22 protein-coding genes are annotated in these 21,376 nt (G+C 34.4%); 21 read left to right on the top strand and 1 reads right to left on the bottom strand.

All coding sequences use genetic code 11. The annotated features are described in order from the left end of the window. The first annotated feature begins 82 nt into the window (after positions 1-82). Entirely contained in the window at positions 83-718 is a 636-nt protein-coding gene (locus FHG64_RS14785; RefSeq protein ID WP_139067131.1) for an FkbM family methyltransferase, read from the top strand. 83 nt (positions 719-801) lie between these two features. Here FHG64_RS14785 and FHG64_RS14790 read toward each other — a convergent pair whose 3' ends face one another. Then, entirely contained in the window at positions 802-1,608 is an 807-nt protein-coding gene (locus FHG64_RS14790; protein ID WP_139067132.1) for a hypothetical protein, read from the bottom strand. Positions 1,609-1,833: 225 nt separating this feature from the next. Between FHG64_RS14790 and FHG64_RS14795 the strand changes: the two genes are divergently transcribed. From FHG64_RS14795 to FHG64_RS14890, 20 genes are all read left to right on the top strand, one after another. Further along, positions 1,834-2,541, top strand: a complete 708-nt coding sequence (locus tag FHG64_RS14795) for a class I SAM-dependent methyltransferase (protein ID WP_139067133.1) — start codon at positions 1,834-1,836, stop codon at positions 2,539-2,541. Between the two features lie 15 nt (positions 2,542-2,556). Beyond that, the gene (locus FHG64_RS14800; RefSeq protein WP_139067134.1) at positions 2,557-3,291 is read left to right on the top strand and encodes an FkbM family methyltransferase; all 735 of its coding nucleotides are present in this window, start codon (positions 2,557-2,559) and stop codon (positions 3,289-3,291) included. Between the two features lie 8 nt (positions 3,292-3,299). After that, entirely contained in the window at positions 3,300-4,217 is a 918-nt protein-coding gene (locus FHG64_RS14805) for a glycosyltransferase (protein ID WP_139067135.1), read from the top strand. Position 4,218: 1 nt separating this feature from the next. Beyond that, positions 4,219-4,983 (top strand): class I SAM-dependent methyltransferase, encoded by a 765-nt coding sequence (locus tag FHG64_RS14810; RefSeq protein WP_139067136.1) that lies wholly within the window; start codon positions 4,219-4,221, stop codon positions 4,981-4,983. A gap of 102 nt (positions 4,984-5,085) precedes the next feature. Next, the gene (locus FHG64_RS14815; RefSeq protein ID WP_246054128.1) at positions 5,086-5,928 is read left to right on the top strand and encodes an ABC transporter permease; all 843 of its coding nucleotides are present in this window, start codon (positions 5,086-5,088) and stop codon (positions 5,926-5,928) included. Positions 5,929-5,936: 8 nt separating this feature from the next. Beyond that, entirely contained in the window at positions 5,937-7,139 is a 1,203-nt protein-coding gene (locus FHG64_RS14820) for an ABC transporter ATP-binding protein (protein WP_139067137.1), read from the top strand. Between the two features lie 26 nt (positions 7,140-7,165). Next, entirely contained in the window at positions 7,166-8,080 is a 915-nt protein-coding gene (locus FHG64_RS14825; protein WP_139067138.1) for a glycosyltransferase, read from the top strand. Positions 8,081-8,133: 53 nt separating this feature from the next. Further along, complete coding sequence (locus tag FHG64_RS14830; protein ID WP_139067139.1) at positions 8,134-8,961, top strand: glycosyltransferase; 828 nt, start codon at positions 8,134-8,136, stop codon at positions 8,959-8,961. Between the two features lie 66 nt (positions 8,962-9,027). Next, complete coding sequence (locus FHG64_RS14835; RefSeq protein ID WP_139067140.1) at positions 9,028-9,885, top strand: glycosyltransferase family 2 protein; 858 nt, start codon at positions 9,028-9,030, stop codon at positions 9,883-9,885. A 60-nt stretch (positions 9,886-9,945) separates the two neighbouring features. Then, entirely contained in the window at positions 9,946-11,022 is a 1,077-nt protein-coding gene (locus FHG64_RS14840; protein WP_246054130.1) for a glycosyltransferase WbsX family protein, read from the top strand. Between the two features lie 10 nt (positions 11,023-11,032). Beyond that, positions 11,033-11,914, top strand: coding sequence for a glycosyltransferase family 2 protein (locus tag FHG64_RS14845; RefSeq protein ID WP_139067142.1), 882 nt, complete (start codon positions 11,033-11,035; stop codon positions 11,912-11,914). Positions 11,915-12,090: 176 nt separating this feature from the next. Next, positions 12,091-12,954 carry a hypothetical protein gene (locus tag FHG64_RS14850; RefSeq protein WP_139067143.1) on the top strand — a complete coding sequence of 288 codons (864 nt, stop codon included), beginning with the start codon at positions 12,091-12,093 and terminating at the stop codon, positions 12,952-12,954. Between the two features lie 271 nt (positions 12,955-13,225). Further along, positions 13,226-14,056 carry a hypothetical protein gene (locus FHG64_RS14855; protein WP_139067144.1) on the top strand — a complete coding sequence of 277 codons (831 nt, stop codon included), beginning with the start codon at positions 13,226-13,228 and terminating at the stop codon, positions 14,054-14,056. Further along, entirely contained in the window at positions 14,053-14,883 is an 831-nt protein-coding gene (locus FHG64_RS14860; RefSeq protein WP_139067145.1) for a glycosyltransferase family 2 protein, read from the top strand. The genes FHG64_RS14855 and FHG64_RS14860 overlap by 4 nt, the downstream gene beginning before the upstream one ends. Next, positions 14,880-15,827, top strand: a complete 948-nt coding sequence (locus FHG64_RS14865; RefSeq protein ID WP_139067146.1) for a glycosyltransferase family 2 protein — start codon at positions 14,880-14,882, stop codon at positions 15,825-15,827. The genes FHG64_RS14860 and FHG64_RS14865 overlap by 4 nt, the downstream gene beginning before the upstream one ends. Continuing rightward, a complete protein-coding gene (wecB, locus tag FHG64_RS14870; protein ID WP_139067147.1) occupies positions 15,824-16,936 on the top strand; it encodes a non-hydrolyzing UDP-N-acetylglucosamine 2-epimerase in 1,113 nt (370 codons plus the stop codon). The genes FHG64_RS14865 and wecB overlap by 4 nt, the downstream gene beginning before the upstream one ends. 71 nt (positions 16,937-17,007) lie before the next feature. Then, positions 17,008-17,865 carry a class I SAM-dependent methyltransferase gene (locus FHG64_RS14875; RefSeq protein WP_168191372.1) on the top strand — a complete coding sequence of 286 codons (858 nt, stop codon included), beginning with the start codon at positions 17,008-17,010 and terminating at the stop codon, positions 17,863-17,865. A gap of 24 nt (positions 17,866-17,889) precedes the next feature. Further along, positions 17,890-19,140 (top strand): glycosyltransferase family protein, encoded by a 1,251-nt coding sequence (locus FHG64_RS14880; protein WP_246054132.1) that lies wholly within the window; start codon positions 17,890-17,892, stop codon positions 19,138-19,140. After that, positions 19,140-20,291: a glycosyltransferase family 4 protein gene (locus tag FHG64_RS14885; protein WP_246054134.1), complete on the top strand. Its 1,152-nt coding sequence runs from the start codon at positions 19,140-19,142 to the stop codon at positions 20,289-20,291. The genes FHG64_RS14880 and FHG64_RS14885 overlap by 1 nt, the downstream gene beginning before the upstream one ends. Further along, positions 20,288-21,376, top strand: coding sequence for a glycosyltransferase family 2 protein (locus FHG64_RS14890; RefSeq protein ID WP_139067150.1), 1,089 nt, complete (start codon positions 20,288-20,290; stop codon positions 21,374-21,376). Before FHG64_RS14885 ends, FHG64_RS14890 begins: the two co-directional genes overlap by 4 nt.

The raw sequence follows: 21,376 nt of genomic DNA on the forward strand, positions 1-21,376 counted from the left end.
TCATAAAATAAAAAGGAGCAAATAGATAAGGTTGTTTAAATGCTTTATTTTTTGATAGCTTTACAATCTTTAAATCTGTGTTTTGATTAAAAAAATCCTGATTCGTTTAGGGGTCAAAAATTTAATTGGCCTTTTAAAAATTTCGAAAAATCTTCAAAGTGAAGGATGGCATTTAAGCTTGAAGAAGAATAGCGCCTTAGATAGTAATGGAGACGAATTGCCATGGTATACCTATCCGTTTATTCATTTTTTAAAGCAAAGGCTGAATAAAGATTTGGTAGTATTTGAATATGGTAGTGGAAATTCGACTATATGGTATTCGAAAAGGGTTAAGCAAGTTGTTTCCGTTGAACACAATGTAGAATGGTTTAACAAAATCAAATCCAGGGTGAGTAATTCATCCAATGTAGATTATATTTTTAAAAATTTGGGTTCCGGAGAATATCAGAATGAAATTCTGAATTATAACAATGCATTCCATATTGTAGTAATTGATGGGTTACAAAGAGTTCAGTGTAGTCTTAATACTTTAGGAGCTTTAAAGGAAGACGGAGTTATAATTTGGGATAACAGTGATAGAAGCGAATATGAGGAAGGCTATAATTTCTTACTTTCCCAGGGATTTAAGAGAATTGATTTTTGGGGCATTGGTCCCCTTAATTATTACTCCTGGTCGACATCAGTTTTTTATAAGGATGGAAATTGTTTAAACATATAGTTTTTCTTCCACAAGGTATAATTTAAAGCGGGTAAAAGTCAAAAAGAAGTTATTGATACGATCTAAAGATTTTTATTTTTTCTCTACACAGCAGGGAGTTTCAAAGGAAATTCAAGAGTGCAGTATCGACCTTTACCAATATAATTATTGGGCAAATGATGAACAGATGAACCTGGATGAGTGGATAGGGTTCCATTTGATTGGACTAATGGGATAATAGTGCTCTTGTATCTATTCATATTTACTCCATGCCACCCTACGGCAGCTTTTGCTCTAACCCCATATCCAGTAAAATTAAATTGCCACTCGGGGCTTTTAGTAAAGTCTTTTAGTTCTTTCCTGTCATATATCCAAAAACCGCAATAGGGATTTAAGTCGTTTATTAGAAATTTTTGTTCTTCAAGTTCAATTAGATCTTTAAGTGGCCAGTTAACGTCGGTCAATAAGCTTCTGTTATTTTTGTCTTTTTCAATTCTAAGAAAACCGAGATTGAAGTCATTCTTTAGGGCTAATTCTTTATATTTTAACCAATAATCAAAATTTTCCTTTTTAAATTCAATATCATCCTCTAAATAGAGCTGGACATCATATTCGTCAACCAACTCTTCAATAAATCTTCTGTTTTCCCATGCGAGATAGAAAGGATGTACTAACCATTTGATTCCCAGTTTGTCTACCAGGCTGTTTTTTAAAAATCTTGCAAACTTAAATTTTCTGTAGTTGAAAATTTTATAATGCATATTCTCCTTGGAAGAAATTGTAAAGCGTTTATTAGTGTAAATATAAATATCAATATTTTCGTCAATTTTCAATAGTTCTTCTATAACCTTTAGAAGATAGGGCAACCTCTCAGGAGAATGGAAAAAAGTAATATGCGCGGCTAATTTCACTGACTTTTAGATTATAGTGGACAAAAGCGCCAATATAATTAACTAATTTTAAATTTACTGAGCCCATGTAAAATTAACTACCCGCCTAATGAAGCGAAATATGGCTTTACTGCTGAAGAAGCGCGTTAAGGATTCTCCTTAAGTGCCTTTTAATGGCTGAATTATTTTATATTTGGAACAGCCCCAAAATAAGCTAATCATATTGCAGATTTTTCGATTTTATAAATGAACAGACTTAAGCTATTACAGGATCTGGTGGATCAGAATAAATATGAGAATTTCCTTGAAATAGGGTCTCACAAGGGAAAGACGCTTCTGCCTTTAAGATGTAAATTTAAAACTGCAGTTGATCCGGCTTTCAGAATTTCTCCTTCTTTTTTTTTGAAACACTTGTATCAAAATCCCGATAATTTGAGAAATCGATATTTCATGATGACCAGTGATCAATTCTTTGATCAAAAAAAATCCTATTTGAAGAAAAAAGGAAATATGCACTTGATCTTTATCGATGGATTACACACTTTTGAAGCCAGTCTTAACGATGTTTTAAATTCGCTTTACTGGTTAGATCCCAAAGGTGCAATTGTGTTACATGATTGTTTTCCGCCTTCAGAGGCTGCTGCTACGCCTGCCACATCTTTGAAGGAGGCAGCAGGAATGAATATTCCCGATTGGAGCGGGACCTGGTGTGGTGACGTTTGGAAAACAATTGCGTATTTAAAAAAGAGATACGGGGAAGCTCTTAATATAAATGTTGTAAATGCTGACATGGGCTTGGGTATAGTGCGTTTAAACAATAATCAGAATAAGATTGATAAAGATCTGGATAGGGGGCTGTTTTCAAAAATTAATGCAATGAGCTATGTAGATTTGCAAAAGAACCCTCAATCGTTGATAAACCTTTGTGAATTTCACGAAGTTCCCGGGGTTTAAAATATATATAAGACCATGACCTTTACTTCCGGAAACTTAGGGAAATCGATTAAAAAAAGAATCAAGAAATTTTTATTTCGCCTTCAACCATACTCACATCTTTTTTCTCAGGGAGGAGAAGATGCCATTCTGTATGGGATCTTTTACAAGAAAATAAAAAAAGGAACAACAGGGTTCTTTGTAGATGTTGGTGCCTATCATCCCTTCATACACTCAAATACTTACCTGTTCTATCTCAAAGGGTGGAGAGGAATTAATATTGATGCTAATCCTGGAAGTATGAAGGAATTTAAAAAGAAAAGGCCAAGGGATATAAATCTGGAATTGGGTATAAGTGATAAAAATGGATATTCAACATTTTATGTTCTACATGAGGATTCTACAATGAATACTTTTTCAGCAGCAAACCTTCAGGAGCATAATATGTTACAAGCCGTAGAGAAAAAAAAGAAAATTGAGACAAGAACTCTTGAGAGTGTTCTGGATGAATACTCCGAAGAATTTACGGAAATTGATCTTTTTAGTATAGATGTTGAGGGATTTGACCAGGTGGTTCTGGAATCAAACAATTGGTCAAAGTACAGACCAAAGGTAATCGTTGTAGAAATGAACTGTTCTGATATTCATGATGTAATGAAACATGAAATAAGTCTTTTTCTTTACAAAAAGGAGTATAAAATAGTGGCTAAAAATCTTATAAGAAAAGATCTGGCCAGTGTGTTTTTTGTTTCCAATGATTTTGATTATTGATCTCTGTTATGACTGACAATTGCGTAAGTGTTTTTATGCTCACCTATAATCAGGAAGATTTCATTGCGCAGGCCATTGATGGAGTGCTGATGCAGGAAACCAATTTTAAGTATGAATTAGTTATAGGAGAGGATTTCAGTACTGATAGGACAAGGGCAATTTGCGAGGAATATGCAGCGGTGAATCTTGAAAAAATAAAATTGCTCCCGTCAAACAAGAACCTTGGTTTAATAAACAATTTTATCAGGACCTATAAAGAGTGTGATGGAAAATACGTAGCGATTTGTGATGGGGATGATTATTGGACGGATCCTTTTAAGTTGCAAAATCAAGTAGATTTTTTAGAGAAAAATTTTGACTACAGCCTAGTTTTTACCTCTTTTAAATTTCTATTTACCGATGGACGGTTTGTCATTAAAGGTTACGAAGATCAAAGAGCCATCACCGGTTTTGAAAATCTGATTTTTCAAAACTATATTTGCTCGGCCACGGCTCTCTTTAAAAATAAATTGGCCCCGGATGACTTCCCGGTCTGGATCGATCAATGTCCATATGGAGACTGGCCACTATATTTATGGACCACCAGGAAAGGAGAAAAAATCAAATATTTAAGTGATGTAACAGCCGTATACAGAAGGGAAATTGGAGTTTCTGAAAAAATGAAGACGGTGCCATGTAAGGTTGCCAAAGAAAACATGGAAATTCTGAAATATTTAAAAAAAGATATACATTTTGCTGCTCATGATCGCGTTATATCAAAAAGTTTAAAAATACACCGGTTTTCGTACCTGGGTTGTCTTTTACGTGAAAAAAGATTTGCGCAATTATTGCCTATAAGTAGTAAATTAATTTTGACAAGTCCAATTAGAGTTGTGAAATTATACTTGTATATATTAAAGAGAAAATTAATGAATCCTAAAAAATGAAATGTCAGAGCTAAGAACCTTTTTTCAGGAAAATGAGGATAACAGTATTAATAAATGGATACATTATTTTGATATTTATGAATTCTGGTTTAAAAAATATAAGAATAAACCTGTTATAATTTTAGAAATAGGAGTATTTCAGGGTGGGTCTTTGAATATGTGGCGCAGTTATTTTGGAGAAAATGCTCAAATATTTGGAATTGACATCAATCCTGAGTGTAAGCAATTTGAAACAGAAAAAACAAAAATCTTTATCGGTTCTCAGGAAGACCGGAATTTTTTAAAAACAATAAAGAAACAGATACCAAAAATTGATATTTTGATAGATGATGGTGGGCACTATATGAATCAACAAATAGTTTCCTTTGAAGAATTATATGGACATATTAAAGAGGATGGTGTTTATCTTTGTGAAGATCTTCACACCTCCTATTGGAAGAATTATGGGGGAGGTTTTAAAAAGCAGGGAAGTTTTATTGAATACAGTAAAAATCTCATAGATAGATTAAATGCATGGCATTCAAGAGAAGAGAATTTGAAAGTTGATGAATTTACCAGAAGTACACATTCAATACACTATTATGACAGCATTCTGGTCATTAAAAAAGGAAAACAAGAGCAACCTGTTAATGAAATGAGAGGGGAGGTAGTTTTATCTGGTGAGAGTTTTAAAGAAGCTTATAAAAAGGAAGAGAACAGAAAAAGATTCTTCACCTACAAATATAAAAAGATGATCAAGGCCTTTTTTAAGCAACTTTTAAAATGAACAAAAAATAGATCAAAAATGTCTACCCATTGATAGAGAGGGAAGGAGGCAGGTTTAAGAAAATTAGCATTTTTGCACAAACATGGTACAAAATTTAATTGATTGGAATTAGAAACTAGAATTTATCAAAGAGAAAATAAATTAAGTTTTGGTAAGCATCTTAAAGAGAGTATTAGTGATATATATTCTTCAAGATTTTTGGCAAGACAGTTAGCAGAGCGGGATATTAAAGCGCAATACCGGCAATCTTATCTTGGGATAATTTGGGCTTTCATTACTCCCCTTGTAACCTCTGCGGTATGGATCTTTTTGACCCTGTCAGGCACCATACAGGTCACCGAAACAGGAATACCTTATCCTTTATTTGTTTTTTCCGGCACTTTGGTGTGGTCCATTATAATTGCGGCAATTAATTCGCCAGCGCAAAATACAAATGGAGCTCGGGGCATAATGAATAAAATTAATTTTCCCAAAGAAGCATTAATTCTTTCAGGATTATATAAACTGCTGTTTAATTCTTCGATAAAAATTTTATTGCTAATGGCATTTATATTTCTGTTTGGAATTGGATTTCACTGGAGTCTGCTGTTGCTGCCTTTTGCCATTTTCGGTCTTCTTTTATTTGGAACCACAATAGGTTTGTTTATTACTCCTATCGGGATGCTTTATAATGATGTAGGAAAGATTATATCTATGGGGCTCAATTTTATAATGTATATCACTCCTGTGGTTTATGCAATTCCAAAGGAAGGTATAATGCGAGAAGTGATGCAAATTAACCCATTGACCCCTTTAATTGTCACAACCAGAGATCTTCTAACAGGTTCTTATCCTAATTTTTTAATATATTATTTAGCCGTAATAGCTTTTTGTATTCCTTTGTTTTTTACAGGGCTGGTATTTTATAGAATTTCAATCCCTATTATTGTAGAAAGATCCAACTGATATATATTATGAAAGAGAATGAGTTATTGGTGAAAGTTGAAGGCCTTTCAAAAAAGTTTTGCAAGGATCTTAAAACCAGTCTTTGGTATGGTGTTAAAGATTTGTATTCCAATATTGGAGGGAACAAAAATAACAGCTTACGGGATAAGGAATTCTGGGCAGTCAAGGATATAAGTTTTGAACTTCGTCGCGGGGAATGCCTGGGTTTAATTGGCCATAATGGCGCAGGAAAATCTACTCTTTTAAAAATACTCAACGGGCTTATAAAACCAGATACTGGTAAAGTAACTATAAAAGGTAGGGTGGGGGCGCTTATTGAATTGGGAGCCGGATTTAACCCTATTTTAAGCGGCAGGGAAAATATTTTTAATAATGGAGCAATTCTCGGCTTTACCCGAAGGGAAATAAACGATAAAATTGAAGAGATAATAGATTTTGCAGAATTACGGGAATTTATAGATATGCCTGTACAAAACTATAGTAGTGGGATGACGGTGCGTTTAGGTTTCGCAATTGCAGTTCAGATTGAGCCAGATGTTCTTCTCATAGATGAAGTTCTGGCTGTTGGAGATATGGGCTTTGTATTAAAGTGTTTTAAATCTATTGATCGATTATTACCTAATACAGCGCTAATTTTTGTTTCACATAACATGCCAATGATTTCCCGGTTATGTAATCAAATTTTACTTTTGAATAAGGGAGAATCATATTATCAAGGAAAGGATGTGGCTAAGGGCATTGCATCATATTATAATAAGTTTTCAAATAATCCGGAAAGTATAATATTTACAGATAATTCAATACGATTTTTAAATTCACGAATTATTAATGCTAAAAAAGAAGAAGAAAAGTTTTTAGTAAACTGGAATACTCAACTTCATTTGGAGTTAGAACTGGAGAATTTAACTCTTTATCATTTGCCGTTTATTACTGTTAGTTTTTATGATAAGGAACAAAGGGAGGTGGCAATTTTTAATTATGATCAAAAAGTAAGGGCTTTAGATACGGGAAAGTTCAAGCTGTTATTTATCCATCCAAATTTGCAATTATCTAAAGGAATTTATACTGTGAACCTTATTATATATAGTTCATCTGAATTAAAAAACCCTATGCTCAGAATAAATAATATTTTATCCTTGCAAATAGAACATCCCACCCAATCATATCCACCTTTTTTGTTGGATTGTAAAATTCAAATGCAAGAATTTTAAAATTTAGTCTAATTAAAAAATCCCCAATGAGAATCTTAGTGGCCACCAATCACTTACACACTTTAGGAGGCTCAGAAACTTTTACATATTCAATTATTGAAGAATTGATAAGAAGAAGGAATTTCCAAGTAGAATATTATACCAACATTCGAGGCTTAGTTTCTGAGAAAATAGAAAAAAATCTTGATGTGAAATTTTCAACTCATGACAGGTATGATCTAATTCTTGCAAATCATACCTCAATTGTTGAGAAATTTTATGGGAAAGGTTTTTTAATCCAAACTTGTCATGGCATTTTCCCGGAATTGGAGCAACCCCATAAACGTGCTAACGCGTATGTTTCAATTTCGCTGGAGGTTCATAATTATTTAAGGCAAAAAGGAATAACAAGTAAAATTATCTTAAACGGTATTAATCTCAATAGGTTTAAACCTAACCAAAAAGTTAGTAAAAAATTAGAGACCGTACTAAGTATGTGTCAGTCCGAAGCAGCAAATGATTTAATTAAAAATAGTTGTGATGAAATGGGCTTAAAATTTATTGCAGCAAATAAATATCAAAATCCAACTTGGGATATGGAAAGTTTAATTAACACTTCTGATCTGGTTGTTGGTTTAGGAAGAAGTGCGTACGAGGGGATGGCGTGTGGTAGGCCAGTAATTATCTATGATGATAGAGGATATTTTGATTCCTGCGGGGATGGGTATATTACGGATAAGGTAGAACTTAGTATAAAAAAAAATTGTTCAGGTAGATATTTTAATAAAAAGTTTGATAAAAAAGTTTTTACTGCGGAATTATCAAAATATTGTGCAAGTGATGGAGATAAACTCAGAAAATTTGCGGTAAATAATTTAAATATTGAAGATTCTGTTAATTCCTATTTAAATTACTATAGAAATAAGAAATGGCTCTATTATATGCTTAAATTCTTTGCATAAAATTTTCAAATTTGCTTATATCTATAAAACAAGAGAGAAATAAAAACAGTAGGATGATTTCAATAATTGTTTCTTCTTATCGCGAAAACCTTTTCGAGGAATTGAAAAGTTATATTTATAAAAGCATTGGGAATATTCCTTTTGAAATTGTGAAGGTTTCAAACCCCCGCCTAATGAGCATTGGTAAAGCTTATAATATTGGAGCTACCAGGGCTAAATATGAAAAGTTGCTTTTCATCCATGAAGACATTCAATTCCTTTCTGAAAATTGGGGGATTGTATTAATTGAAATTTTAAAAGATAAAGATTTAGGAATAGTTGGTATTGCTGGCGGTTGTAAAAAATTTAAATTACCTACTGGTCATGATTTGGGATTAAAAAAATGCAGACATGTTTATGTAAAACATTCTTTAAATGAAAAGCTTTCACAGGATGAGAAAGGTAGTCTATTCAAAGTTAAAACGTTAGATGGAGTTTTTCTTGCAATGAGAAAAGATAGATGGAAGGAATTTAAATTTGATGAAGAATTGAAAGATTTTCATTTTTACGACCTTGATATTTCTTTGAGAGTTTCTAATAAATTCACCAACTATGTAACCTCAAAAATTCCCATTCTCCACTTTTCCACAGGGAATTTTGACAATAAATGGATTCAGACTTCTCTTGAATTTCATCAAAAATCCTATAATTATGATTTCGCTACTCATAGTGAGATTGGGATAGTTAGAAATTTTTGGTACAATAGATTAATAAAAGAAGATATTAGCTGGAAGAACAGGTTATATTATATTTTCGGAATGGGGGTAGACAAACATTCTATTGCTCAAGCGGTCAATTTTTTGTTTTCTAAGAATATTTTCAAGTTTAAAGAAGTCAATTGATCTGAATTCTTTCTGGTATACTCAAAGTTTAAACCCTATTTTAGACCTTTTAAACCATAAAAATTCATGATCCTATCAGTAGCTTTGTGTACCTGTAACGGAGAAATGTTTCTTCGGGAACAATTGAATAGCATATTGGATCAAACTCTGCCCGTTGATGAAATTGTTATATGCGATGATGCTTCCTCTGATAATACGCAGGGGCTTTTAGCGAGTTATCAGCAAAAATATCCTTATATTATAAAATTACATTTTAATGAGAGGTCGCTGGGGACTATAAAAAATTTTGAAAAGGCAATTTCTTTAACCAATGGACAACTCATTTTTTTGAGCGATCAGGATGATATTTGGAGTAAAAATAAAGTCTCGGTAATGAGCTCTTTTTTTAATAAACATGAGGATTGCAAACTGCTTTTTACGAATGGCCTGTTGATTGACGAAAAATCAAATTCTTTAAACACCACGTTGTGGGATAAATGGGGATTTCAAAAACCAAAACGGCAATCCTGGAAAAATAATAACAATGCCTTTAATGATCTTTTGAATAATGACAATAAGATTACGGGTGCTACAATCTGTTTTCATAAAAGTTTAAAAAAATATGTACTTCCTATTGAGGTACCCTTAGGATATTGGCATGATGCGTGGCTTGGGTTACATGCTTCAGCTCAAAAGGGATTATATTTTTTTGATAAAAATCTTATAAAATACAGGATTCACCAGGGGCAACAGATAGGGATTTCGAAAGATGTCCCTAAAGCCACTACAGAAAAAGGGAATAGAAATTATATTGATAAAGCTGATTTTTATTCTATTGTCCGGGAGTTCTATCCCGTACAAATGGAAAGTAGGATTCAATCGTTACAGAAGAAAAGATTTAGCTGGAAAAAATTCAATTTGTGGATTTTGAATAAGATTAAATAATATAATATTGCTCCGTAATAAAGGTTCATTAAAGGAAGTAATTAAATAAAAGAAAGAATTTTGAAAAGGTTACGAGCAATAGCTATAGTCTTACCGCAATTTCATCCTATTCCCGAAAATGATGAGTGGTGGGGTAAAGGTTTTACAGAATGGACAAATGTCGCAAAGGCAAAGCCCTTATACAAAGATCATTATCAACCACATTTACCGGCCGACTTAGGTTTTTATGATCTAAGGCTCGAACAAGCCAGAGATGCTCAGGCAAAGATCGCAGCAGAACATGGGATTCATGGTTTCTGCCATTATCATTACTGGTTTAATGGTAAAAGATTACTTGATTATCCAATAGATGAAATGCTTAGGCTTAAAAAACCCAATATGCCATTTATGTTGTGTTGGGCTAATGAGAACTGGACCAGACGATGGGACGGGCTTGAAAATGAAGTGTTGATCAAACAGGAATATGATACGAAGGATGATACAGCCCATATTCGTTGGCTATGCAATAATGTTTTTAGTGATAAAAGATATATTAGAGTAGATGGGAAACCCGTATTTGTTATTTACAGGGCAGATTTGTTCCCTAACATTCAGGAGACTCTTAAACTTTGGAGAAAAATAGCTAAGGAAGAGTTTGGTTATAAAGATTTATACCTCTGTGTAATGGAAAGCTTTTATAAAATTCAGAAGCCTCAGGAATCCGGATTTGATGCAGCAATAGAATTTTCCCCACATCACATTTTAAAATATAAAAAAGAGTCGAAAAGTAATTCAATTTTAAATATTTTAAAAAGAGAAAAGAAGAAGAGTCACAGTTTCCGGGATTATAAACAGGCTGTGGAAGAAAGTATTGATAGAGAGGTGCCTGAATATAAATTATTTCGATCTGTAACACCTTCCTGGGATAACACGCCACGTAGAGGCGAAAATGGAATAATAGCCATTGGGAGTACTCCTGAAAAGTACCAATATTGGTTGCAAAAATTATCAGAAAAATTTGGGCCTTATTCTGAAGAAGAGAATTTTATATTTATTAATGCGATGAATGAATGGGCAGAAGGAAACCACCTGGAGCCTTGCCAACAATATGGAACTCAATATTTGGAGGCTACTAAGTCCGCCTTAAAGGATTTTTAAATTATTGAGGATGTTAAAAGTTTATGCCATTGTTTTAAATTATAATTCTTCTGATGAATGTATCGGGCTTTTTAAAAATCTCACTCAGTACGGCCAAGACATTTCAGAAATTTTAATTATAGATAATGCTTCACGAATTAATGACATTGAAAATCTAAAGAAAAATATTCCTTCAAAAAACTTATTATTTAATCCTGAGAATTTAGGATATGCTGGCGGCAATAACATTGCAATTCAAAAAGCCTTAGATGAGGAAGCAGATTTTATATGGGTCTTAAATCCTGATATAAGAATTAACGCAGAAACGTTAAACCATCTTCTTAACCTTATGGAGAAGGATGATAAACTTGCAGCAGTAGGGCCAAGAATATTAAAAAGGGAAGATCCGGATTTAATATTTTCAGATGGCGAGAAAATTGTCAGGGATGAAAGCTTACGTACCTACCATAAAAATCATAATTATTTGGTAGATGAAATTCAGGGATCAATAGATTATGACATAGATTATATTGACGGGAGTTGTCTTTTATTTAGAAAAGAGGCGCTTGAGGATATTGGTTTATTTTGTGAGGATTATTTTCTTTATTTCGAAGAAACTGACTGGTGCTTAAGAGCAAAAGAGAAAGGCTGGAGATTGGCCGTAAATTCTACTGCCAAGTCTTATAATTTAACAAGTCAAAAAACTGCCTTATTTCATTATTATATGATGAGGAATAGGATGATCTTAAGTAAAAAATTTTTTTCTTTCTACAGAAAAGTCCAAAAACATTATTTAAAAATTTTGGTTCAGGAAATAGTTGGAAGAATTAAGGGAACTTATTTGCAACCATTTTTTATAAGTCGGTTAAAAGGGTTATTTTCGGGTATATTATATACACATAAACGCACTTGAAAGTATTACTTCCATTTAAAGAAGATTTAAACCCTTATCTTAAAGAAATTATTACCTATTCAGAATGTTCTTTTGTTTATGATCATTATAAAAATTATTCCTCTGAATATGATATAGTAAATATTCATTGGCCAGAAGCTCTTTTTGACTGGTGGGAGCCAACAGAACAACAACTGTTGGATCTTGAAAAGGATATACGATTTTGGAAAAAAAACTCGGTAGTAGTCTACACTAAGCATGATGATCGACGAACTAAGGGTTCTACCCCGCTTTTCACACAGCTGTTCGAGTTAATAGAAAAATATACCGATGTTTTCATCCACCTGGGTGAGTATAGCAAAGCAAAATATGAAGTTATTTATCCCAATGCCCGGCACGAGATAGTACGTCACCCTTTATATCAAAAATCTTATGAAGTTTTTTCTAAAAAAGTAGCCCGTGAAAAACTAGGAATTGCTCCCAATTCTTTTATTATTACAGTTCCCGGAGCTATAAGGAACTTCAAGGAAAGAAGACTTGTTTTAAATACTTTTAAAGCGCTTAAAGTTCCTCATAAGGTTTTGATAAGTTCCAATATGAGGACAGAGATTAAAAGAGATTTTAGAGGTAGGATTGCTCTAAAGAAATTTGTTGATGTGAAAAAATATTTGGTGAATAGATTTAAGGCAAAGTATAAACCTCCTACTTATATTTTCACATATGAAAAACTTGGCTCTGAGGAATTTTCACTTAGAATTTCGGCTGCAGATGTCATTTTGGTCCCGAGAATAGATATTCTAAATTCCGGGAACGTGTTTTTGGCATTTACCTTTAGGAAAGTCGTTTGCGGTCCTGCAACTGGGAATATTAAAGAGGCTCTTCAAAAATTCAAGATGCCAATATTTAATCCTTCTTCAATAAAATCAGTAATTACGGCTTTGAACCAAGCTGTAATTCTACATGAAAATGGATTTCAATATCCAGAGGAACAGTTAGAAGAGTTTAAACCTCAAAACATTGCAAAGACAATGGATGAAATTTTCTTTATTTTAAAAAAATAGGAATATGTTATTTTATTCATTAAGGAAACGTTTTCAAAGAAAACTTGAGCAGAATTATAATTACCGCAGAGTATTGTTAAAGGCAAGTCAAATTAAGGATACAGAAAAAATTCTTTATGCAGATATTTCAAATATTTCTTTGAACCGTTATTTATATAGTTTTCTTAAATTCTTCAATATAAATGGTTATACAGTCTACCTTCCTAAGGATATAAACACAATAAATATTCTAAGCAAAAAGACCGGAGAATTTCAATACGCTTCCTGGCTTTTGGAAGAAGGTTTTGTTAAATTTGGAGTACCGTCAAGAAAGAAAGCTACACTGTGGTTAGAGGCAGAGCAATTAAGTAATGATTACTTCAGTGATTTCTTCAATAACAATTTTTTGCCCTCCCACTATCACGTACATAGTGGAGAATATCCCTATTTTTATCATAAGGATTGTTGGGAGAATAGTTTAGCTCAGAATGAGGAAAGAAAAAGGAGTATTTTCATGATAGGGAATTGTGACAGCAGGTACTATCAGGAAATTTCAAAAGAAAAGTACTTTAACCTGCCGAGTAGATTTGAAACAGCTAAATATCTGACAGGGAAGGAATATTATAAGGGCTTAAGATCTGTAGAAGAATTAAACGAATTTTTATCGGGCAGGGAAGATTCCAGAGTCATTTTGATAGATACTTCTAAAGACTTCCAAATAAAAGGATTAAAATTGAAAGCAACCTTACCCGAATTCTATTTTTATCTCGCTTTACCCGGGGTTGTTATACCAATAAGTCATAATATTATAGAAGCAATGGCAGCAGGCTGCATCCCTGTCATCCATAAAAGTTATTCTGAACTTATGCGGCCAAAGCTGGAGGATCATCATAATTGTTTCACATACGATACACTTGAAGAATTAGACGAGTTAATTAAAGAACTTTTTCATTATAATCTAATTCAAATAAAGGAAATGCGAGAAGAAGTTCTCAAATATTACAAGGAACATTTGACTCCTGAAGGAGTTGTAAATTCTATTGAAACAAAAACCCCGGAAATAATATTTATTCAGGCTGAATCTGTTAGCTTAGAACACCTTAGAAAAAAGAACCAGGTTTGAAAGCGAAATTGTCCATAGTTATTGCCTGCTTTAATGATCCGGATGTGGTTACAGCTGTCGAATCTGCAAGGGCACAGACATATTGTAATAAAGAAATTATTGTTGTGGATGATGGCTCAAATCTGCCCGTGGCCGGTATGATTGAAGAATTGAGTGGCCGGGTGGATCATGTTATCCTTCAGAAAAATCTTGGACAAAGCATTGCGCGCAACCGGGGTATTAAAAAAGGTACCGGAGAATATATTTTAAATCTGGATTCCGATGATTTCTTTGAGCCTACTTTTTGTGAAAAAGCGATAGAATTAATGGATAAAGATCCTGAGGTGAAGATCGTCACCTGTAAGGCAGAGAGATTTAATAAGAAAGGATCAATTGATATATATACTCCGGCCGGTGGAGATTATATCAATTTTCTCACCTCAAACTCAGCACTGGGAAGTTCGATGTTTAGAAGGGAGGACTGGATGAGGTGTGCAGGTTACGAGGAAACTCTTCCTGTTTTGGGTTTCGAAGACTGGGAATTGTACCTGAATATTCTTAAGGAAGGAGGCCGTGCTGCGGTCTTGAACGAAGTTCTCTTTCATTACCAGGTCAGGGAAAATTCCACGACAGCTAGAATTAAGGATATGAAGCATGACAAATACCAACAAATTGTACTAAAACATAGGGATTTGTATGTTCAACATTTTGATATTCTTATAACTGAGCTATTTGCGAAAATTAAGAAGGAAGAAAATGAAAAGCTTAAGATGTCAAGGGGAGCAGAATTTAGTTTAGGAAATAAAATTCTTGCACCTTTGAAATACTTAAAAAGAAAACTACAGTGAAGGAAGAGCTCCAGATTCCTCAGGTCTCAGTCATCATGGCTACTTTTAATCGCCGCCATTTAATTGAGGAAACTTTGAATTCGCTAAGAAGGCAAAGTTTCGAAGACTGGGAATGCCTGATAATTGATGATGGGAGCACGGATAATACCGCCGTAGTCGTCGAGAAAAATATTAAAGGAGATAAAAGGTTTCATTATTTTAAAAGAGCAAAGAAATATTCACAGGGTCTTCCCGGCTCAAGGAATAATGGATTGGATCTAGCAAAGGGGAGATATATCATGTTCGTTGATGATGATGACATTCTACATCCTGAAAATCTCCAGGTGAGTGTAAATGTTCTTGAAAAGTATGAGACATCTTTTTGCAGATTTGATAAAAAACCTTTCACGGGAAATTGGACAGAAAATAACCTGAACAAGATCGATAAATTCAAGGAAGAACTATTCCGCATAAATGATCTTGAAAAAATGATCACCGGAAAAATTCCTTTTGCATCCTGTACCGTGTTATGGAGTCGAAGATGCTTTCAAAACCTAAGGTTCAATGAAGAGTTGATGTATGCCGAGGAATGGGAGTGCTATACCCGAATTCTTTCTGAAGGTTATGAAGGGGTTTCTATAGAGCAGGTTTTATATTTCAATAGGAAACATTCTAATTCAAACACAGCCGAATTTTGGGAAAATGATCAGGCAAGAGTAAGTTCGTACGTTCAGGCCGCTATAGAAATCATTAGCGTGCTGAAGAAAAAGAATTTATTTACTCCCGGCTTGAAAAACTTTTTCCTAAGGTTAGGATTTAACCTGCGCAACAAAGAAATCATCGAAGAAACTCTTTTCGCGACAGGTGCAGGAAAGTTTGAAAAGATGCAATACCTTATGGGTCTGAAATATTATTCCTGGCTGCGACCAATTTTTTATATTAAAGGAAAAATTCTGAGAAATTGAAAGTACTGTTAACCTTTGGAACACGACCTGAAGCTATAAAAATGGCCCCCGTTATTAGGGAATTGATTAGGAGGAAAATTAACTTTAAAGTTTGCGTTACTGCTCAGCACCGCGAAATGCTAGACCAGGTACTGGATTTCTTTTCGATTCAGCCTGATTTTGACCTGAACCTTATGGTACCTGATCAAAACCTTAATTCTCTTAGTGCACAAATCTTTAAAGAATTCGCACCTGTTCTGAATATGGAAAAGCCGGACCTGGTGATAGTCCAGGGAGATACCACGACAGCTTTTTGTGTGGCGATGGCAGCATTTAATGCAGGCGTTAAGGTAGCGCATATTGAAGCCGGCTTAAGAACATACAATTTAACTTCACCCTATCCTGAAGAGGGGAACCGGCAGCTCTTAAGCAGAATAGCAAATTTTCATTTTGCTCCCACTGCTCATGCGCAACAAAACCTGTTAAAAGAAGGTGTGACTAAAGAGGATGTTTATGTGACAGGTAATACATCTATAGATGCTTTGGAATATGCAAAAAGCATCTTGAAATCTGGATATAGGAATTCTGAAATTAATGATCTTGAAAAAAGGGTTGATCCTGGTTTAAATTTAATCCTGGTGACCGCACATCGAAGAGAAAATTTTCAACATGGATTATTAGAGTTGTGCAAAAGCTTAAATTATTTAGGAAACAGAAAAGATGTTCAAATCCTCTTTCCTGTTCACCCAAATCCAAAAGTCCAAAAAATAATTTTTGAAAATATTGATTCCAGGGCAAATATTGTGTTGCTAAAACCTCTCAATTTTCCAGCACTCATGTGGTTAATGGAAAAGTCGAAATTCATAATTTCCGATTCCGGCGGAGTTCAGGAAGAAGCTCCCTCCTTTAATAAGATCGTCATTGTGACGCGGGAGGTAACGGAACGAATTGAAGGTTTGGAAAAAGGGTTTAGTATTTTAGTGGGAACTTCAGCATCACGTATAATTGAGGAAAGTGAGCAAATTCTTAATGGTTCTATTCCGGATCCATCCGGGCCAAATCCTTATGGCGGCGGTAATGCTGCTGCTAGAATTACTGATGTACTCTTAAGATCATTCCAAAAGGTATAAAAATCCGCGTGCTTATGTTGAAAAAGAAAATTAAGAACATTCTCAAGTCCGGATTGAACAGACTTCCTTATGTGAAAACTTTGCACCGTTTAAGTTTAAATTCCAGATTTCCTGCCGGCCATTTTTACTCCAGCGTAGTCTCTTTAGATGATATTCGAAAAAGGCAAGATCAAATCTGGCCTTCAGATTTACCACAAATTATACCGGGGATTGACTTAAGAAGAAAGGAACAGTTAGAACTTCTAAGTGAATTAAGTAAATTCTATATTGATCTTCCTTTTCCCGAAAACAAGAATAAGGAGTTTCGTTACTTTTTGAATAATCCCTATTTTTCCTATGGTGACGGCCTTATCTTATATTTTATGATAAGGCATTATGAACCTAAAAAAATTATAGAAATTGGATCAGGTTTTTCTTCGGCCTTGATGTTAGACACGAATGAATGTTTTTTCGGCGGTGAAATAGAATTGATTTTTGTTGAGCCATATCCGGAGACACGACTGCTCCAACTAATGAATAAGAAGGAAGAAAAAGTTCAATTAATTGCAGAAGAAATTCAGGGAATTCCCCTGCACATTTTTAAAACTTTCGAACCGGGGGATATTTTATTTGTGGATAGTTCCCATATTATCAAAACGGGTAGTGATGTCCAATTTATTCTGAATAAAATACTTCCCATTTTAAAGAAAGGAGTTTTAATTCACATTCACGATATCCATTTTCCTTTTGAATACCCTAAAGATTGGGTTCTCGATGGTTTCGGTTGGAACGAAGTTTATTATATTCAGGCATTTCTAATGTACAACGAGGGATTTAAAATTATAATGTTTAATGACTACCTGAGTAAAGTAAACCCTGAAGCTTTAGTTTCTATGCCCCTTATGGCAAAGGCTACCGGAAGTAGTTTGTGGTTAGAAAAGACAATTTAGGTTGATAAAAAGAACATTTTTAACTTGAAGAAAATACTAGTAGTTGTAGAATCGATCAATGTTGAGGACAGTAGTGGTTCCAAGGCAAATGTGGCTATGATAAAAAATTTGCATAAAGCCGGTTTTGACCTGAAGGTTTACCACTATACCCGAAATGACCTTAAAATTAATGGAGTACCCTGTTATGCCATCCCCGAAAAGAGGCGGAGTAGTCTTTTTTTTCTCAGTCGAATTGAAAGATATATTCGTTATCTCTTTAAAATTCAACTAAACAAGCCACTGGAACACTTATTTGGGTTCTCTTTTACTTTATTCAATGACAGGAAAAGTATAATTTCAGCTCTAAAAAAAGATACAAATTTTAAGCCGGATCTGGTACTGACCTTAAGTAAAGGTGGAAGTTTCAGGCCTCATCACGCTCTTTTGAAAATGCCGGAATGGCATAAGATATGGATGGCCTATATCCATGATCCTTATCCCATGCATCTCTATCCAAGACCCTTTGCCTGGGTGGAACCCGGATATTCCAAAAAATGGGAATTCATGAATGATATTTCAGAAAAAGCAGCTTTTAATGCTTTTCCCAGTAAACTGCTTATGGAGTGGATGGGAAGTTATTTTCCAGGCTTTCTTCAAAAAGGAGTGGTGATACCACATCAAATAGATTCTGCCCCTTCAACCCCGGATGCTTTGCCTGAATTTTTCAATGTCAAAGGATTCAACCTTCTGCATGCCGGTACCTTATTAGGCCCAAGAAAACCTGAATTTCTGATCCAAGCTTTTAAAAGCTTTTTAGAACTCCATCCTGAAGCTTCCATTGATGCGAAGCTAATTTTTATTGGAAATACGAATGAACACCAAAAACAACTACAGAAGTATGAAAAGCTTATTTCTAAAGCGAATTTTGTGGTCCAGTCATCATTAGATTCCAAAATAGTACTGGGAATGCAGGAGCAAGCCTCTGTAAATATTATACTGGAAGCCAAGTCTGAAATTAGCCCTTTTTTACCCGGTAAATTTCCCCATTGTGTTAAAGCAAATAAACCAATTCTGCTCCTTGGCCCTCAACTGAGTGAAACAAGAAGATTGCTGGGAGAGGCTTACCCTTATTGGGCTGAAATAGATGAAACTGAGAAAATTAGTGAGATGATATCCGATCTTTACAAGGACTGGAAATTCAATGCAGGAAATCTTGAGCTAAACAGGCCCGATTTGGAACAATATCTTTCTGAAGGCCATTTGAAATTGGTAATTGATACATTAAAGATCAAGTAATGAAGATCCTGATGGTTTCCATGTTTGCCAATCATTTTTTTAACTGGACCAATCAGTTGAAAAATTCGGGTCATGAGGTCTATTGGATAGATGTTTTTGATAACGGTTCTTCAGTGCAAAATATTGACTGGGTTCATCAAACGGTGGGCTGGAAGAGACGATTTAATTTTCCGGGAAGACAGACACTAAAAAGAAGTGTTCCTTTTCTGTACAAGATGATGGAGAATCTAAATGAAAGGGAGCTTGCAGATATTGTTGATAAGAAAATACGGGAAATTAAACCTGATGTGGTTCAAAGTTTTGTGCTTTTTTCTGCCTGCGCACCTATTTTAGAAGTGATGAGAAAATATCCAAATATAAAATGGATATATTCGGCATGGGGAAATGATCTTTTCTATTTTCAAAATGAACCTGATTATTTAAAAGATATAAAAGCAGTTTTACCCCGAATTAACTACATGTTTGCTGATTGCCATCGTGATTATGAAATTGCTAGAGAATACGGTTTTAAAGGAAAGTTTCTAGGAGTTTTTCCCGGTGGTGGTGGTTATAATTTTGATCTTGAGGAGGATATAATCCCTCTAAGAGATCGAAAAATTATTTTGATCAAAGGATATCAGAAGCTTTTTGGGGAATGCGTTAAAGTACTGCAGGCTTTGGAAGGAATTGAAAAAGAGCTGGCGGGTTTTCAGGTTATAGTTTTTGGTGCAGATGAAGTTGCAATGGATTATATAAATAAACATAATCTCGGTGAAAAGGAAAACTATAGTATTCAAAATAATATAGGTCGTGCAGAGCTGATGAAATTAATGGGGAAATCCCTTATTTACATTGGAAACAGTATTTCTGATGGGACACCTAACACCATGCTCGAAGCCATGATAATGGGTGCCTTCCCAATTCAGTCCAATCCCGGGGGAGTAACAGAGGAATGGATCACACCGGGAGTAAATGGTTTACTAATTCAGGATCCACAGAATGTTAAGGAAATTCGGGAACTAATTTTGGAGGCTTTAAAGGATCTGGATTTGCTGGAAAAAGCGGTGCAATATAATTTTGAAAGAATAAAACCTCAATTGGATAGAGACACTGTTACCAGGAATGTTTTACGAAAATATGCTTCAATTGAAGCAGAACTCCTAAACCCATGAAAAGCAGTATAAGTATAATCTACGCTTACCGAAATCGCGAAATACAGAGGATCAGGTTCAGTATGGAGTCACTAAAGCTGCAAAGTTCTCAAAATTTTGAAGTGATCTTTGTTGATTACGGGAGTAATAGAGAAACAGCCATTGATCTTGAGAAACTTTTGAAGAGTTATAGTTTTGTAAAATATATTTATCTTCCTGTTGAAAATTTACTTTGGAATAAAAGTAAGGCACTTAATTACGGTATCCTTCAGAGCAAAGGGGACTTCATATTTATAGCAGATGTAGATTTGATTTTTCATCCCGAGGCGACAGCTCTCCTGGATAGTCTTAAAAGGCCAGATGTTTTCCAACTCTTCAAAATGGGATATCTTGATAAAGAAGAATCACAAAAACTTAAATCTGAATATAATTTTAAAGATCTCAAACCCTCCCGCATTGGAGATGTTAATGGAATGATACTCGCTCCTAAACATGCTTTTATCCAGATTAATGGCTTTGACGAGTTCTTCCATTTTTACGGAGCTGAAGATGAAGACCTTTTCGCACGCCTTGAGAATGCAGGATATAAGAGAGATAAAAATGAAGATCTTTTCTTTTATCATAACTGGCACAGAAGTTTTTCAGGATCAGAGAATGAGCTTCTTACCACTAATCCCAGATTAAAGAATATAATGCGGATCAATCAACAACATTTTCATAGGAACAGGGACAGAAGGGTGACCAAGCCTTTAAGACAGGAAGGAATGGGGAAGATCAACAATTCCGAAAAGGCACAGCAGCTTGAGAAACCAAACTTCACTTTCTCAATTCCCAATATTCTGGCGCAGGTAGAACACTTCCTGAGAGAAGAAATTCCTACTTACGCCGGAGAAATTATCCATGCCGAATTTTATGAAGATCCATATTTTTCTACTTTTAAGCATAAAACCAAAAACCTTCTGGGAAAACAAAGTCAGCCTTACTGTTCTCTCAAAGAGGTAAACGACAGGATACTTCAAGAGATTCTTTTTAACTATCGGGACTATAATTATTCCTTTCGAATCCAGGACGATTTGAAACGTATCATTTTTAAAATTCAGATGTAG

It is taken from the genome of Antarcticibacterium flavum (assembly GCF_006159205.1).
Classification (GTDB): Bacteria; Bacteroidota; Bacteroidia; order Flavobacteriales; family Flavobacteriaceae; genus Gillisia; species Gillisia flava.

Excerpts from the sequence above, each read along its gene's own strand:
- FHG64_RS14795 (WP_139067133.1), top strand. The coding sequence starts at position 1,834 with ATGAACAGACTTAAGCTATTACAGGATCTGGTGGATCAGAATAAATAT.
- FHG64_RS14800 (WP_139067134.1), top strand. The coding sequence starts at position 2,557 with ATGACCTTTACTTCCGGAAACTTAGGGAAATCGATTAAAAAAAGAATC.
- FHG64_RS14805 (WP_139067135.1), top strand. The coding sequence starts at position 3,300 with ATGACTGACAATTGCGTAAGTGTTTTTATGCTCACCTATAATCAGGAA.
- FHG64_RS14810 (WP_139067136.1), top strand. The coding sequence starts at position 4,219 with ATGTCAGAGCTAAGAACCTTTTTTCAGGAAAATGAGGATAACAGTATT.
- FHG64_RS14820 (WP_139067137.1), top strand. The coding sequence starts at position 5,937 with ATGAAAGAGAATGAGTTATTGGTGAAAGTTGAAGGCCTTTCAAAAAAG.
- FHG64_RS14825 (WP_139067138.1), top strand. The coding sequence starts at position 7,166 with ATGAGAATCTTAGTGGCCACCAATCACTTACACACTTTAGGAGGCTCA.
- FHG64_RS14830 (WP_139067139.1), top strand. The coding sequence starts at position 8,134 with ATGATTTCAATAATTGTTTCTTCTTATCGCGAAAACCTTTTCGAGGAA.
- FHG64_RS14835 (WP_139067140.1), top strand. The coding sequence starts at position 9,028 with ATGATCCTATCAGTAGCTTTGTGTACCTGTAACGGAGAAATGTTTCTT.
- FHG64_RS14845 (WP_139067142.1), top strand. The coding sequence starts at position 11,033 with ATGTTAAAAGTTTATGCCATTGTTTTAAATTATAATTCTTCTGATGAA.
- FHG64_RS14885 (WP_246054134.1), top strand. The coding sequence starts at position 19,140 with ATGAAGATCCTGATGGTTTCCATGTTTGCCAATCATTTTTTTAACTGG.
- FHG64_RS14890 (WP_139067150.1), top strand. The coding sequence starts at position 20,288 with ATGAAAAGCAGTATAAGTATAATCTACGCTTACCGAAATCGCGAAATA.